The organism is Chryseobacterium sp. CY350 (assembly GCF_027945075.1).
Taxonomy (GTDB): Bacteria; Bacteroidota; Bacteroidia; order Flavobacteriales; family Weeksellaceae; genus Chryseobacterium.
The window spans coordinates 1,519,091-1,534,683 of the sequence record NZ_CP116034.1 but is presented as its reverse complement, the minus strand read 5'-3'; the positions used below and the strand labels follow the sequence as shown (position 1 = coordinate 1,534,683).

Sequence of the window (15,593 nt, the reverse complement as noted above, 5' to 3'; positions counted from 1 at the left end):
ATTAAACTTTTATCATGAAAAATGTAATTCCAAAAGGAATATTGATCCCAATAGGAGGAGGAGAGGATAAGAAGGAATCAAAAGATATCTTGAGCCGAGTTATAAGTGAAACCGGTAAGACAAACCCTAAAATATGCCTGATCACTCTTGCGACCGATGTACCGGAAAAAGCTGCAGAAGTATATAACAAAGTATTCAGTGACTTGAACATTTCAAAAATATCTATTATTCACTACACTGGTCGTAAAGAGGCAGATCATCAGGATAATTTAAAAAAAGTAAAAGAGTGCGACTTGATCTTGTTCAGTGGTGGGAAGCAGTTAAAATTGAGCAGCCTTTTAGGAGGTACTGATCTTTTGACCCTTATTACACAGCGGTATTATGATGAGCCTAAATTTGTTCTTGCGGGGACCAGTGCCGGAGCTTCCGCAATGTCGAATACAATGATTATTACCGGAAGTCCACCGGAAGCGCTTATCAAAGGTTCATTAGAGCTGACCAATGGGCTGGATCTTATCAATAATGTTACTATTGACACTCACTTTACACAACGGGGTAGGATCGGAAGGCTTATTCAAATGGTCGCTTGTAATCCGGGTATTTTAGGTCTTGGATTGGGAGAGGACACTTGTGTGATCATTAAGAATGGGATGATGGAAGTAGTAGGATCCGGGCTGGTAACAATCATTGATGGAGACGATATCGACTATACTGATCTTGCAGATATCAAAGATGGCGAACCGATTACGGTAGAAGGAATAAAAGTACATATCTTGGGTCCTTCTAAACAATTTCTTATTGCAGAACGGAAAATTAAAATGTCTGATTAAGACTCTAAAAATATTTTTTCTAAACTGAATGTTATGAATAACCAGAAGGCAATAATGATAGAAAAAGAAAATGAAAAACTCAGAGAGAGACTTGAGGAGCTTTCTGATTTTATCGAGAATGGTTCAGTACCCTTACATAGGGTAAATGGTGACGGCATTATCATTTGGGCTAATCAAGCCGAACTTGATTTGCTAGGGTATAGCAAAGATGAGTATGTGGGCTTACCAATCAGTCAGTTTCATAATGATGCTGATGTTATTCATGAAATTCTCCATCGGTTAACACATAATGAAATCTTAAACGATTTTCCGGCGAAACTTAAATGTAAAAATGGAGGTATAAAATATGTCACCATAAGCTCAAATGCATTATTTAAAGACGGGACATTTGTACATTCTAGGTGTTTTACGAAAGATGTGACGCCTTTGATCAAAGAAGAAGAAAGGAAAAACAAACTTCTGCTTTTATTGGAAGAAAGTGAGGAACGCCTAAGGTTGGCTATTCAAGCTACCCAATTAGGAACTTGGGACTGGGATTTTGAGGAAGGTAAAATACTGTTTTCCGATCAATCAATGAAAATCATGAATCTTACTTTAGACCGATTTAATAACGAATCGATTTTAAACTTAATTCATATAGATGACCTTGCAAATGTCAATCAGACATTCAGAAATTTAATGGAAAGTAAAAGTGACAGCCATTTCGACTTTGAATGTCGCATTCTTAAATCTGATCAGTCGATAGCTTGGTTAAAAGTTCAGGGCTCAACGTATTTTACTCACGCAAAAAGCCTTCGAAGAATCATCGGTACGATGGTTGATATTACGGAATTTAAAAAAACAGAAACAAAAAATGCTGAATTGGTAGCCATAATTAATTCTTCCAATGATGCCATAGTAGGAAAAACATTGAATGGAGTAATCACAAGTTGGAACTATGCTGCAGAAGAACTGTTCGGCTATACAGCGGATGAAATTATCGGTAAGTCCGTGTTACAGCTTATTCCTGAAGACCGTAAAAATGAGGAGGACTACATCATTGAAAGAATAAAAGCGAAAGAATCTATTAAACATTTTGAAACGAAACGTCTTACCAAAGACAATAAGCTGATTGATGTTTCGCTAACGATTTCACCAATCAAAAATGATGAAGGTGAAATATTGGGTGTTTCAAAGATTGCGCGTAATATCACTGAAAAAAAACAGGAAGAAAGAAGGAAGAATGATTTTGTGTCCATAGTCAGTCATGAGCTCAGAACACCTTTAACTTCAATTTTATTATATTCTCAGGTCTTGCAAACAAAATACAAAATGAAGCCTGAGGAGATTGCTTATCAAATCAGTGCCAAAATTGAAACTCAAACCCAGAAAATGGTTTCTATGGTTCACGATTTTCTAAGCTTGGCTCGAATTGAAGAAGGAAAATTACATATACGGAAGGAAGTCTTCGACATAAAAGAATTATTTGAAGAGGCTAGAACTGAGGCAGAGCTTATAAGCTCAAATCACAGCATAAAAATATCTTGCAGCGAGACCATGAAAATTTTTGCGGATCGGGATAAAATGGGGCAGGTATTCACCAACTTGTTGTCTAACGCTATAAAATATTCGCCTTCCGGTGGTACGATCAATATAGGATGTAAAGAAAAAGAGGGGAGGATTTTGGTATATGTCAGTGATGAAGGTATCGGAATAAGCAAAAATGACCAGAAAAATTTATTTGATCGTTTTTTTAGAGCTGAAAGCCAAGAATTAGGAACCATTTCAGGATTTGGGATAGGTCTATATATCGTAGCAGAAATTCTACGCAGCCATAATACGGAAATAGAAGTGAAAAGTCAAAAGGGCATAGGGACTATTTTTCGATTTTATCTGGATCAACACCTTTAGTCTTTGGGTATATAAATTTTGATAAATTCTTAATTATAAAATTCCTGTATTGCCTTAAAGTTTATGACGCGACATTTTATATCTCGTATCCTAATGAATTTACTTCAGAAGTTATTCAAACTACCATTAAGTTGTTTGGAATAAATAATTGTATGCACTATATACTGAATCACATTACTTGAGGAAGTGTCAGATAAACTTCTTGATTAAAACTTTGATGTGAGCAATGGCCTTGGAATCTCTAGATTTCCACGAAGTGTCTTTTCTTCATAATGGGTATGGTAAATTCTTCTTTCTGCGAAATTGGAACAACCATATCATGCTGGACAATTGTTCATAGACCGGTATCCAGAAATCGAAATTCATTTCTCCGTTATAGAGTTCTTATAATCGTCATGGTATATTTCTTTAGGGAGAGCTTCCTGGAATTGGTAATTCTTAACCCTATCCAAATGAATAAATCAATCCATGGCTGTTCAAAACAATCCAAGGTACGGAATTTGAAGGTCTTTAAATTGAATGATAAATCTGTAGTATTAGACCATTATTGATTTGCAAATAAAAACTTAATTATGATAAAACTAAAAAACTTTTGGAACATTTTAAAGGATACTTATAAAGATTGGAGCGCACGCGATCTAGGTACAGAAGCAGCGAGTTTAGCGTACAGTGCAATTTTTTCAATACCTGGACTTCTGATTATTGTTATTTGGATTACAGGAATATTCTTTGGTGCAGAAGCTGTACAAGGCGAAATAACTAAACTAATCGGCAGCATGATGGGCAAGGATGTCGGAAAAAGTCTTGAGGATATGGTTATAGGTGGAATGATTGACAAAAAAAATGTAATCATGAAGATTGTCGGGATTGTAACGCTTGTTTTTGGTGCAACCTCGTTGTTTTTTCAATTTCAAAAAACTTTGAATAAACTTTGGGATGTAGTAGCCGCCCCTAAGAAGGCATGGGAAAAATATTTGCTGGACCGTGCCAATTCGTTAGGAATGATCATTGTCATAGCTTTTCTTTTACTAATTACTCTGCTGTTAAGTTCTTTTATCGGTCTGACAAATGATTGGGTTATCCGAAGGTTTGGTTTTGAGACTCTTGTTTTTGTAAATATTATTAACCTATCAGTAGGCTTCTTAGTGACTTTAGTTCTTTTTTCAGCTATGTTTAAAATTTTGCCTGATATTCAGATCCAATGGAAGTCTGTTTGGGTAGGAGCGGCAGTAACAGCTGTGCTTTTTACGCTTGGAAAATATATTTTGACTTTCTATTTTGATAAGTTCAATCCTAGTTCATCGTTTGGCGCCGCAGGAACCATTATTTTACTGCTCCTCTGGATCAACTATACCTGCCAGATTATTTTCTTCGGGGCGGAATTTACAAAAGTCTATACTAAAACAATGGGTTATCAACTTAAACCCGCAAAACATGCTAAATGGAGTCCGCAAATCATTCCGGCAGAAGACGCTAAGGAAATAGTACCTGGTGCGGAGCCTGCTGGAAGTAAAGCTGGCAAAACTATTAATTAGTACAATTATTGTAAAAAAATTTTACAGATAAGTAGGTCTTCAAATTTAATGTAAAAACGAGTTAGATATTGGCTCTTTTTACATTAATTGACTTTTTATACTATCTTTTTCTTGTTGTAATAATAAATTGCTCGATAATGAAGGACGATCAACTTAACTTATTTTGTGTTGATCGTATGCAAAACCGCTTTCAAAGATAATCGGTGATTATTAAATAAAATAATTCCATAGGACTCCTTTTGAACATGTAACTTGATTTAAACTATTGATCGAAAAATGGTTTAAATTAGATGGGTTTTGTACATGTTGACCACTAAATGGTCATCTAATGGTCCGCATAAATAAGTTTACTTAATTTCACTTTCTTATTCGCAGTATCAGTTTTTTTGCGAATGCGCATAGCTCATTTCATTCACCAACGTCATTAATTTGTTGACTAAATATTTGCTTATGACTTCATTTTCATCCTCACTATTTTGATCATAATTATTTTTTTTCAAATAGCTGGAGAGTGTTTCATGATTAATCGGATAAGTAAGACTACCTAGTTTTATATATAATACACTTTCATTACTAATACACAATTCGACTTCCTCTTCAGTTAATATTGCAAATTGATTATTAACTGCTGATATAATTTTTGTCAAGCTATAAGATGTGTTGTTCTTCATATCTTCTTTAGATTTGGTAGGATTATCAGCATCTTGCTGATAATGTTCTGGATGTTAAATATAGTACAGCTAAACATACTAGATTATCGTTATTGTCATAAATGGTCTTCTAAATTTATTTAAAAATATTTGAAAGTACAGGAACATTTAGCTTGATACGATCAAACGCAGATTTTAATAACTAAATGATAACCCTTAGTAGTATCCTTTATTATTACTTTTTAAATGGAAATCTTTTTCGACGTACAAGAAAAATTAAGTTTTTTAGTGTTTAGGAAACAGTGGCTATGTTTCACTAAAATGTTTTAGGAACTATAAAACAGCTTATAATACCTCTATATTTTTTATGAAAAATTTAGCATTTGTACAGATACCACATGGTACGGCTATTGCAAATATGTGAGTACACTAACAAAAAATATTATTATGGACAACAGCAAAACAGTTTCAACTTTAAACGATTTGTTGAATATTACAAACGACCGAATCAAGGGATTTAGTAAGGTAGAAGACAAAGTATGGGAAACGTATTCATCTTTGAAAAATGATTATGATCAGATGGTGAGAGAATCACAGACCATGAAATCCGATTTGATAGCATTAATCAGTGAAAAGGGAGGTGAAGTGGATGATACATCTACAACGGCAGGTGCATTGCATAGAACATGGATCGATGTTAAAAATGCATTCAGTGGAGACCATGCGGAATCTACATTAGAAAATGTAGTATTTGGTGAAAGCGCTGCGATCGATGCATATGAAGAAGCATTGGAAGATGGTAATTTATGCCCTCTGAGCACGAGCGTAGTTGCCCATCAGTTGGAACAATTAAAATCTTCTTATGCGAAATTTGAAACACTTAACACGAATGTAGATTAATATATATAGTTATCATTTGGTTAACTCCTGAAAGCGAAGTCTTTTAGGAGTTTTTTTTGATCAATAATTCCATTTAGATAACTAAGTTCAGATTCTTTTTTAATCCTGATGAGCACAAGCTTGAATAACTACTGCTTTTCCAATGGAATCGGGAACAACCGCTTGGGGTCTGTAGCTTCCTCTATCACTTAATATTACTTTTCCTTCAAAATTATATTTGTTATTGAGGTTATTTCAATCGTTTTATCATCGCATTCTACAATCCTTTTATTATAATATTGCCCTTCTTCGATTTAACAGTTTTGTCAGAGTCTACAATCTTAATCCAAACTGTAATTTTTGTCGAATATTTTTTCTTATTAATGTCCTTAATATAATATTTAGCATTTTCGGAATCGGTACCCACGTATTCCCAGTCACTTTGAGCAAATAGAAAAGCAGGAAAAAGCATGAGAAAAAATAGAAGTTTTTTCATGGTGATCAGTTTTCTCTAAGATAGTAAAAAAGTGGGTTACGATTATAGAAACGTATTTAAATGTAGTGAAGACCGCTTGCCAATTCAGAAGGTTACACCTTCTTCTCTTAACAAATTAATCTCCTGATGTAATCGTTCTTTTGACAAGTTTGGCTGATGGGTTAAATTGTAAGCGAATTCCAGACATTCATAGATTTCTTTACTCGCATCAGCAGCCAAATAAACATACAATTCACTTCGGTTTTCATTCTCAAAATATTCATCTCCAAAAGTCATAGGATGATCCTCTTCAATTTCCCACTTTGTCCGAAAATAGCCGTCAAATTCTATGTTCTTCTGTACCGCTGCATATTGTAACAATGCGACGGCTTCATCGTACATATGCTCAGGATTATCTTTGTAATCTTCTGAAATTTGACGAAGCAATGTCAATGTAGCTGCCTGAGTCATATATCTATTGTTTTGAAATTGTGACTGAGTAATTTCACAAATTAACCTGTAACAAAAAGTAATTATTGAAAAATTAGGTCTTCTTTGATCTGTTCTGTTTTTATTTATTTTGGTCTCGCTGCATAAGATCAATAGACGAGTTTTTACTTGATATCTGTCAGATCGTTCGCAATCTTTTCTACAGGTGGTGAAATCTCAGATTTATTTTCTTCATTCTCCTCTAAAGATCCTGAACTTATAGAATTGTAAAAAATGACATTTCGTTGAAATTCCAAAGCTTTACTCGTAAAAAACTGGTCAATTGCTCCACCTTTGATAAAGGGAACGTCTTTGTCGTCAAATGCATCTATCAGCATCTGTTTAGTCTCTATCAAATCCTGTAGCAAAAGTTCTTTAATTGTCTTTTTAAACATATTTCAGTATTTTTTTTATTGTGGGATATGAAATAAACATCACTTCATGGATACAATCAAAAATAATTCCAAATGAAATTTTTTTTGACATACATTATTGCGTATAATCAACGTATCATTTTTGGATAGAACAACAAAATTTACTTAATCTTCAATCTGCAGATTTATTACTAAAATTTATAAACAAAAGCATTAATATTCATTCCTGCTCCTACTGATGCAAATAACACAATATCATTTTCTCTTAATTGATGATTGGGTAATTCGTTATTTAAAATCATTGAGAGCAGAGTAGGAATGGTTGCTACACTGCTATTTCCAGTCTTACTTATGATCATTGGCATGATATCATCCGGTACGGGTATATCATATAATTTGTAAAAACGCTTGATAATTTCCTCATCCATCTTCTCATTAGCCTGATGGATTAATATCTTATTTAGGTTGTGAATTGCAAAGCCACTGTCGTCAAGGCATTTTTTCATAGCCTGTGGTACTTTTGAAAGAGCAAACTCGTAGATTTTTCGTCCATTCATCTTCATGAATTTTGTAGCCGACCGATCTTCTCGATTATAAGAATTTCTAAAATCAAGATAGTTTTTTTCATTAAGAGTAAAAGACGCCGAGGTATGAGATTGAATGCCCGCCTCGCCGCGGGAAGCCTGAATGATAACAGCTCCTGCACCATCTGCAAAGATCATGCTGTCTCTGTCATGAGCATCAACAACCCTTGATAACGTTTCTGCGCCGATAATAAGACAGGTTTTGGCTATACCAGCTCTAATAAATGCATGACCTTGAATAACACCCTCTATCCATCCAGGGCATCCGAACAAAACATCGTAGGCAACACAGTAATTATTTTTAATCCTAAGTTGATGTTTAACTCGTGCTGCCAAACTAGGAACTGCGTCGGACTGTATTTTGCCGTAGCAAATATCGCCGAAATTCTGAGCAAATATGATATAGTCGATTGATTCAGGATCGATCTGAGCATCTTTTATCGCCTCCCGAGCTGCAAAAAATCCTAAATCTGAAGCAACCAAATTTTCGGAGGCATATCTCCGTTCGTGTATTCCAGTTATTTCTGTAAGTTTTTCTGCAATAACAGCATTATTCTGCATGAGCTCTTTGCCATTTTCATCGAGGAAATGATGATTCTGAAAAAATGAATTGGGTATGATTTCAGAGGGTAGATAGCTTCCCACACCAATAATTTTACTTGTCATGATATATATTTAAGCTCTTCGTTTTGTTCAAATCTTTTAAAATTCTTCGAATTTAAAAAAAAGGATTAAGTTGAAATTATGATTATTGTCATAAAATTTTCAGTGGAGCTATGGGTAGCTGATAATTAAGAGTTATACTGTTGAAATAATTTCTCTAGTGGTAATAAAAGGTATTCGTAAATTTTTTACAATTATAAAAAATGAAGAAATAAATAATGTTAATTAAAAATAATTAGGTACGTTAAAAACTTGTGTAGTAGAAATGTGTCTAGAATATTTTTAAATTAGATGTATTATAAAATGATTTTGATTCTATATTAAAAGCATGGATTAAATATTAAACTTTCAAACAACTTGAATAGAGCTGAATTTATACGCTTGTCCCCCCTGTGCATATTTTAATGAATAAAAGGAAGTTAGCGAATCATTGATGATGGATTTTCTAGTAATATTTCATAAAGCCAGGAACGCATAAACACGGAACAAACAAGATCAAATGTGCGGCAGACTTTTGGAATATGTGCTAAATAAGGTTGGATATCTAAATCAGAGATGGTTCCATCTTTATGAATACTTTAAAAACAGAGCCTTTCCCGGGTTTGCTTTCCAATTCAATTTTGCCACCTGCAGCATTTACCATAGCTTTTACCAAATATAAACCGACGCCAGAACCTTCGAACGTACTTTTTACCCTTTGAAACTTCTCAAAAATAAGCGTGCACTCATTTTCATTCATGCCAATCCCCTTATCAGCAACACTGAATACAACATAATCTTCTTCTCTGACACTTGTGATCGTAATTTCCGGATGATGGTCTGCACGTGTATATTTGATCGCATTACTCACAAGATTATAAACAATGCTGCGCAGCTTTCGTCTGACAAATGTGACTTCTGAGCATTCGAGATTCACGGTAATCACAGCTTGTGATTCCTGAATCTGCGGGGCAAGGGTCAACCTTACATCTTCCAGTATACTCTCCAGGTCAATCAATTCCGCAGCTGCCACCTTGTTAGGTTCCTTCCAACGGAAATCCATCAAATCACCAATAACTTTCTTCATAGACTCCAAACTGTTCTCTATATTATGGAGTAAAACCGGAAGCTTTTCCATGTTTTTCTTTTCCTGCAATCTTCTCAGCAGCTCGGTAACCATTCCAATTCCATGAATCGGATTTTTTAAGTCATGGGCAACGGTATCGAGTAAGAGCTCGTGTTCAGCAATCATACTTTCCTGCTCTTTCAGATCACGTATACGGGAAGTGATATCAATAAAAGTGATAATGACCCCATTCGTTTTACTTTCTTTACGAACAATATAAGGTAGAATGTTCATCTGATACCAGCGAAGATCCGTTGTCTGTATCTCTTTTTCCAAAATTTTTCCTGTAGCAATCACTACTTGGATATTATCAATGATAGAGTGGTAACGAAAATTTTCTTCTACTTCTTCCAGTGGCCTTCCGATAAACTCATCTTTCAGTTTAAAATGCTTCATCGCAGGAGGGGTGAATTTTCGTAGTACCAGATTGGCATCTACGAAAAGCTGAGGGATGATCGTATTGCTAAAATAGTTTTCCAGCTCTTCATTGAGTTCAATTAACGAGATTATTTGTTGACTTTTATTCTGCATAAAGAAAGTATTTAGCATTACTACATTACTAAAGTACAAAATTAAGGTGATATAATATAACCCTAATGAAGTTACGTCAATGATTGGAAAATTGGAATATGATAATTATATTTCATTCTGTTGCAATATCGCTAAAAAACTATTGTGAAGGGCCTATTACTTTATTTTTGTTTGCATTTTGATTCTGTGAACAGTCTTTAATGGCAGTGGGCCTGGTTTGAAAATAGCCACTGTAAAGTTCTTATTTGCACATAATGATACTTGATTATGATGAATACCATATGAATCATTAATTAAATGTGCTAACGACAACTTTTTTAAGACAAACACTATATTATCGTTGGTGTCGTAATTTAAATTTAATTCTAACCTGTCAGATGGTGTACTATCTAAAAAGTTAAATAAGGGATCGCTTTGTATTTCCATCCCGACTTTATCCGAAATTATCTATTGGGAAAAACAATCAATCAATTTGGATTTTTCTCTTATGATGTTTCAGAAGCCTTGTTTTTATCAGCAAAGGAAAAAGAAATTACAGCCAATTTATTTGTTACTGTAGCAAATGAATTAGAAAACAATATTGACGTTTTCAGCCAGGATGTTAGGGTGTCGCAATTAGTGCTGTTGTTGAATTACAGCAATCTTTTTTACAATAGTCAATGTATTACAGGGAAAGCGGTCAATCACGACATTATCACTTCTTTGGACAAACTTTTAACCAACTATTTTAAAGAAGAAAATAGTTTGAAAAATGGTATGCCATCGGTAATATTCTATACGGAATTAAATCTATCCCAACGCTATGTAAGTGACATGTTGAGTTCACTGACAGGCTTAAACACACAGCAATACATTCATAGAAAAGCTGAAGAAAAATTATCAACGACGAATCTATTCTTTTCGGAAATTGCATATGGATTGGTCTTTGAACATTCACAATCTTTTAGCAAACTTTTCAAGTCAAAGACAAACGTATCGCCTCTGGAGTTCAGAAAGACATTTAATTGATTATTTTTATGTCATAACTGGAATGACCACTGAGAATACGGTTCCTTCATTTTTTGAACTTTCCACTTGAATAATACCGTCGTGCAGTTCAATAATCTCTTTAGAAAGGTAAAGGCCTATACCAAATCCTGCTATGGATCTGCTTTTTATATCTTTTACGCGGTAATAACGGTCGAATATTCGGTCTAGATCTTCTGTGGGTATTCCTATTCCCTGGTCTTGAATGGTAATGATCAAATTGGTATGCTTATATATGTGATACTCTACAGTAATCAAAGTGCCCGACGGAGAATACTTGACCGCATTTCCAATAAGATTGTGGAGCACCTGCGCTATTTTTTCCCGATCTGCAAGAATCATCGTCTGCCCGGAATATTTAAAAACAAAATCACGGGAATGGTTAGTTGAAATTACTTCGTCCTCGATCTCCGAGAACAATGCCTGAAAATCAAAAGCTTTCTTCTCTATATGCATTTGTCCGGTATCGAGTCTGGATACATTAAGAAAACCATTGATCATACTGTTCATATAATCAGTCTGCTTCAAACATTTTTCGAGTATATTTTGCTGCTGGGTGTTTTCTTCTTTTAGTCCTATTCGTTGTAAAATCTGGATATATGCCTTTAGTGATGTCAATGGGGTTTTGAGTTCATGGCTGACCATGCCCATAAAATCATCTTTTCGTTCTTCCTCTTTTTTTTGTATCGTAATATCCCTAAGAGTACCATTAAGACTCATCGGATTGCCGTCCTGATCATAGAAAGCTCGTCCGTTTGCCTGAAGCAGCCTGATCTGTTTGTCTTTTTTATTTTGGATTCTGTATTCTATAGAATAATGGCCGTCAGAGTCTCTGTCAAGCGCATCTGTGATTGCTGTAGCAACACGGTCACGGTCTTCCGGCAAGATCGCCGCCAACGCAATGGAAAGGTCTAAATGTTCATCCGAAGACAAGCCGAACCATGATTTCAGCAGATTATTACCTGAAAATAGGTTTGTAGCAGGCTGGTAATAGAAGGTGGCAAGTTGACCGGCATCTATGGCAAGAGCCAGCATCTGCTGATCATTTTCATTCTTCCGGCGCGCCAAAACCTGCTCAGTAATTTCTTCGATAATCATAAGAACACCTGTAATATCACCGCGATCATTAAAGATCGGTTGGTAAATGGAATTAACGATGGCTTCCCTCAAAGCCCCATTATGGTATAAATTGACCGTAAATTCAGTATTGATCTTGGGCTTTCCGCTTCGGTATACTTCTTTTAGCCAGGTATTGACAGGTTGGTTGAGCATTTCCGGTCTTGCTGTCTCATGCGGATAGCCAATGATTTCCGATTCTTTACGCCCCCAGATGGTAAGAATTGCTGGATTTGCGATCTCAATAATATGTTCAGGACCTTTCAACATGGCAATTCCGACAGGGGCTTGTTCAATGATTGTCCTGATGTATTCTCTGCTTTCTGCCAGCTGCTGCAGCGAGTTGTTGAGTTCTTCGTTCGTAGCTGTAAGCTCTTCAAGGGTGGCGGCCATTTCCTCGTTAAGTGCTTTTTCAATTTCCTCCTTTTGTTTTATCTGTTGTAAAAAATCCCGGCGCGAAGTTACCTCCAGCGCAGTATTTAGAATGCACCACGTTTTATTGTTGTGATCGGACAGTGCCTTATACTCGTAATCAAAATAATCAAGTGTTTCCACGCCGTTCTTGATCAGTTTTGCGGGAGCCTCATGAACGGAATAGGTTTTACCCGTGCGCCAAACCTCCCGCAACAACTCTAAAAAGGGTTGTCCTTCAAGTTCCGGAATTGCTTCCATCAAAGGTTTGCCTATGACTGATGAGTCTCTGCCCCATAGAGCCAGCATGCCCTCATTTGCAAAACGTATGACCATATTTTCTCCCGAATAGATGGATGTCGGTGCAGGAGATGTAACTAGTGCCTGGATGATTAAATCAGGGCTGAAATTTTTATCGGACAAATTTTCTTCGGTAATCATAACTCTTACAAAGATAAATAAAAGTCCTTTTATTTTCCTCCAAATAGGGTAGATGAAATTCTATAAATGTTCGGGAATACGTGTTACAAAAAGCTTTATTGGAATGATATTTTTATGAAGTACAAAGCAAATCTTCAATCGCAAAGAACGAATGATAAGTGACAAACTTCATTCTTAGTTTTCGGCATGAGTCCACAATATTTTTCTGTACCGCTGCGTACTGAAGTAAACCAATTGCGTGCTCAAAGAGTAAAGTAGGCTCACCTGCAAATCCTTCGGCTGCTTCCTGTAAAAGTGTTAATGTATCTTCCTTGGTCGTTGTAAGAAATATTTAATAGGTTGAATCTCGTGCTGAAACAGATACAAATTTTGTGCTAATAAAATGAGTACATTTATGATATGAATTTAGTGATTTTCAACTATGAAGTTAAAGGCAATTATTCGCGAAGATATTAAAACAACAGACCAATGGATCATTGTCGATTTTGTAGGTGATGTAAAAAAACAACAGTTTAAAGTGCTGTGTTTATTCAGCCCATTTTATATGGAAATGAAAAAATCAGATCTTTGGCTTTTGAACATTAAAATAGAAAGTGAAATCCAGATCGATCCACAAAGTGGTCGGAAATCTTACTATACCCATCTGTTGTGCAAAAAAGCTGAATTAATACAGTCTCCTTACCATGATAATTATTAAAATCATTGCCCACATTTTCTTGGTAATAATATTATACCGTGACCTTTTAAGTGAAGATATACCATAATTGTGAACCTTCAAAATCATACATTCTTGCATCACTGTTTCTTCTTTTTTTGCTGTTTCCAAATATCTCTAATTTTAATTTACACATCCAACTCTTTACATTAATCGTCAACTTGTAAAAAAGTTGTACTTTAACTTTTCAAATTTAAGAGAATATAATATTTACATATTTGAACCTCAGAACCTCAATCAGTGCAAATTTTACTAATACTAAAAATTATTTTTTTTTATCATTCCCTACGCACGATAACAATTAGTCAAAAACAATTAGAAAAATAAATTATGAAGCAAGTAGAAAGACTCAGGAAATTAATCAATGAAAATCTTTACGAATCTAAAAGTGATATCCAAAAAAGATTTGGTAGTCCAACGAAGAAATCAGAACATTCTATCTGGTTTTACAGAAACTTTAAATTAAGTCCAATTAATTACGAAACGATATTCATCTTTGAAGAAGATATTGTCGTAGATATCTGTATTTACGAATACTTCTTGGCGATTGAAGTGAAAAATATCTTTTATTTTGAAGGAAAAAACCCAGAGTTTAAAGAAATCTCATTTTATTAATAAATCTTTTACTACTAAAGAAAAAAGTCAGGAAGCCAATATACTCATAAAATAGTATCGACAACATCTGTGTTATTTACTTCATTCCGTCATATTGAAATCATAATTTAAAGTTCAACATTACTTACGAGGGTAGCCGATTTGCTATGGCTAATATATTCCGTTGTCCCTGCGGAAAAATCTTTTTGGATATCCTGAAACGGAGCGTTCCAAACCCTCCGCAAAAATATTTCAAACTTTATCAATGTCCTTTCTTATTGTATTTAAGGAATTGATTGCAGTTATGTCTTCTTTTTTCGTCTGCTTTCAAATCTTTTCCTAATCCTATTATAGCTGCTGGATTATTCTCTATTGGTCTTGATAGATCGAATTTCTTATTACTTTTTTTATCCCCTGATTAATGTAGTAGTACAGTAAATTAAATGCAAAATAATACTTTTTGTCTTCCAGCGAATAATCTCTCAGATCATCTTCCTTCGGAAATATCCAAACTTCAGAAAGATGCTCTATTAAATCCTTAAACGTTTCATTTTCGATCATTTTGAAAAATCGTCCGCTATCTGTCTCTTGCTGTAGTTCATTGGCCAGTTCATCTTTGTCTACTTGCAGGTCATTGATATAATTCCTACCAAATAAAAAGACCGGATTGAGTTCTGCATCTGCCTCAAAGAATGATCTTCCCTGGTTTGTAAGATCCTGACTCATCTGATTGAGGGATGCTGTCAAAGATTCCACAGTATGATCAAATCTATAGGTAACAGATTCAGGAAACCAACTATCAATAGGTTTTGAATTGAACAAAAAAGTATGTCTGTTGAAAAAGCCATCTGAATGAAATGGCAGATCCTTTTCATACAAAGACTGGTCATGTACTGATTTTAAAGTACAAATCATACACTTCCGATTAAAATAGACCCTTATTTCCAGAAAATCAATTTTTTCACTCTGCTCATTAACCAGTTTGAAAATATATTTTTTCTTTGAACTGATGTATTTCAAAAATACAACGTTCATCGATTCCAGCTCGACTGAATTGCTCATGGCTCGGTAAAAAAAGGTCTTTGTTAGGTTCAATGAGTAGGCGTATTAAAAATTGATCAAATCAGTTCTATAGATCCACACTTTTTCACAGCTTGAAGTTCAGAATTACTATTTAATCAAATATACATAAATAATTGCATCCTCATACCGTTGATTCAGTTGCAAGATCTATTAATTCAAGTTACTAAAGCCATACAGTGTCAACGAGTGCCAGCCAAATCAT

The 15,593-nt window shown here is 34.8% G+C and carries 15 protein-coding genes; 7 read left to right on the top strand and 8 right to left on the bottom strand.

The annotated features are described in order from the left end of the window. The first annotated feature begins 41 nt into the window (after window positions 1-41). The 3 genes from PGH12_RS06975 to PGH12_RS06965 all read left to right on the top strand — a co-directional run bounded on the left by PGH12_RS06975 (window position 42) and on the right by PGH12_RS06965 (window position 4,255). Window positions 42-830, top strand: coding sequence for a cyanophycinase (locus tag PGH12_RS06975; protein ID WP_267597452.1), 789 nt, complete (start codon window positions 42-44; stop codon window positions 828-830). Between the two features lie 33 nt (window positions 831-863). Continuing rightward, window positions 864-2,720 carry a PAS domain-containing sensor histidine kinase gene (locus PGH12_RS06970; RefSeq protein WP_267597451.1) on the top strand — a complete coding sequence of 619 codons (1,857 nt, stop codon included), beginning with the start codon at window positions 864-866 and terminating at the stop codon, window positions 2,718-2,720. Between the two features lie 572 nt (window positions 2,721-3,292). After that, on the top strand, window positions 3,293-4,255 hold the full coding sequence (locus tag PGH12_RS06965; protein WP_267597450.1) for a YihY/virulence factor BrkB family protein: 963 nt from the start codon (window positions 3,293-3,295) through the stop codon (window positions 4,253-4,255). A 377-nt stretch (window positions 4,256-4,632) separates the two neighbouring features. Here PGH12_RS06965 and PGH12_RS06960 read toward each other — a convergent pair whose 3' ends face one another. After that, entirely contained in the window at window positions 4,633-4,926 is a 294-nt protein-coding gene (locus tag PGH12_RS06960; RefSeq protein ID WP_267597449.1) for a hypothetical protein, read from the bottom strand. 426 nt (window positions 4,927-5,352) lie between these two features. Between PGH12_RS06960 and PGH12_RS06955 the strand changes: the two genes are divergently transcribed. Beyond that, entirely contained in the window at window positions 5,353-5,805 is a 453-nt protein-coding gene (locus PGH12_RS06955) for a PA2169 family four-helix-bundle protein (RefSeq protein ID WP_267597448.1), read from the top strand. A 256-nt stretch (window positions 5,806-6,061) separates the two neighbouring features. On the opposite strand, the gene PGH12_RS06950 is transcribed toward PGH12_RS06955, so the two are convergent. The 5 genes from PGH12_RS06950 to PGH12_RS06930 all read right to left on the bottom strand — a co-directional run bounded on the left by PGH12_RS06950 (window position 6,062) and on the right by PGH12_RS06930 (window position 10,005). After that, window positions 6,062-6,280 (bottom strand): hypothetical protein, encoded by a 219-nt coding sequence (locus PGH12_RS06950; RefSeq protein WP_267597447.1) that lies wholly within the window; start codon window positions 6,278-6,280, stop codon window positions 6,062-6,064. A gap of 84 nt (window positions 6,281-6,364) precedes the next feature. Further along, a complete protein-coding gene (locus PGH12_RS06945; protein WP_267597446.1) occupies window positions 6,365-6,730 on the bottom strand; it encodes a hypothetical protein in 366 nt (121 codons plus the stop codon). A 143-nt stretch (window positions 6,731-6,873) separates the two neighbouring features. After that, window positions 6,874-7,143 (bottom strand): hypothetical protein, encoded by a 270-nt coding sequence (locus tag PGH12_RS06940; RefSeq protein WP_267597445.1) that lies wholly within the window; start codon window positions 7,141-7,143, stop codon window positions 6,874-6,876. 170 nt (window positions 7,144-7,313) lie between these two features. Beyond that, window positions 7,314-8,372 (bottom strand): 3-oxoacyl-ACP synthase III family protein, encoded by a 1,059-nt coding sequence (locus PGH12_RS06935; protein ID WP_267597444.1) that lies wholly within the window; start codon window positions 8,370-8,372, stop codon window positions 7,314-7,316. A 541-nt stretch (window positions 8,373-8,913) separates the two neighbouring features. Continuing rightward, a complete protein-coding gene (locus PGH12_RS06930) occupies window positions 8,914-10,005 on the bottom strand; it encodes a sensor histidine kinase (RefSeq protein WP_267597443.1) in 1,092 nt (363 codons plus the stop codon). Between the two features lie 450 nt (window positions 10,006-10,455). On the opposite strand from PGH12_RS06930, the gene PGH12_RS06925 reads away from it, so the two are divergent. Further along, complete coding sequence (locus PGH12_RS06925; RefSeq protein ID WP_267597442.1) at window positions 10,456-11,013, top strand: helix-turn-helix domain-containing protein; 558 nt, start codon at window positions 10,456-10,458, stop codon at window positions 11,011-11,013. Between the two features lie 6 nt (window positions 11,014-11,019). On the opposite strand, the gene PGH12_RS06920 is transcribed toward PGH12_RS06925, so the two are convergent. Continuing rightward, window positions 11,020-12,999 (bottom strand): ATP-binding protein, encoded by a 1,980-nt coding sequence (locus PGH12_RS06920; protein ID WP_267597441.1) that lies wholly within the window; start codon window positions 12,997-12,999, stop codon window positions 11,020-11,022. A 421-nt stretch (window positions 13,000-13,420) separates the two neighbouring features. Between PGH12_RS06920 and PGH12_RS06915 the strand changes: the two genes are divergently transcribed. Then, on the top strand, window positions 13,421-13,696 hold the full coding sequence (locus PGH12_RS06915; protein WP_267597440.1) for a hypothetical protein: 276 nt from the start codon (window positions 13,421-13,423) through the stop codon (window positions 13,694-13,696). A 348-nt stretch (window positions 13,697-14,044) separates the two neighbouring features. Then, the gene (locus tag PGH12_RS06910) at window positions 14,045-14,329 is read left to right on the top strand and encodes a hypothetical protein (RefSeq protein ID WP_267597439.1); all 285 of its coding nucleotides are present in this window, start codon (window positions 14,045-14,047) and stop codon (window positions 14,327-14,329) included. A 348-nt stretch (window positions 14,330-14,677) separates the two neighbouring features. Here PGH12_RS06910 and PGH12_RS06905 read toward each other — a convergent pair whose 3' ends face one another. After that, window positions 14,678-15,223 (bottom strand): hypothetical protein, encoded by a 546-nt coding sequence (locus PGH12_RS06905; protein ID WP_267597438.1) that lies wholly within the window; start codon window positions 15,221-15,223, stop codon window positions 14,678-14,680. Window positions 15,224-15,593: the final 370 nt, after the last annotated feature.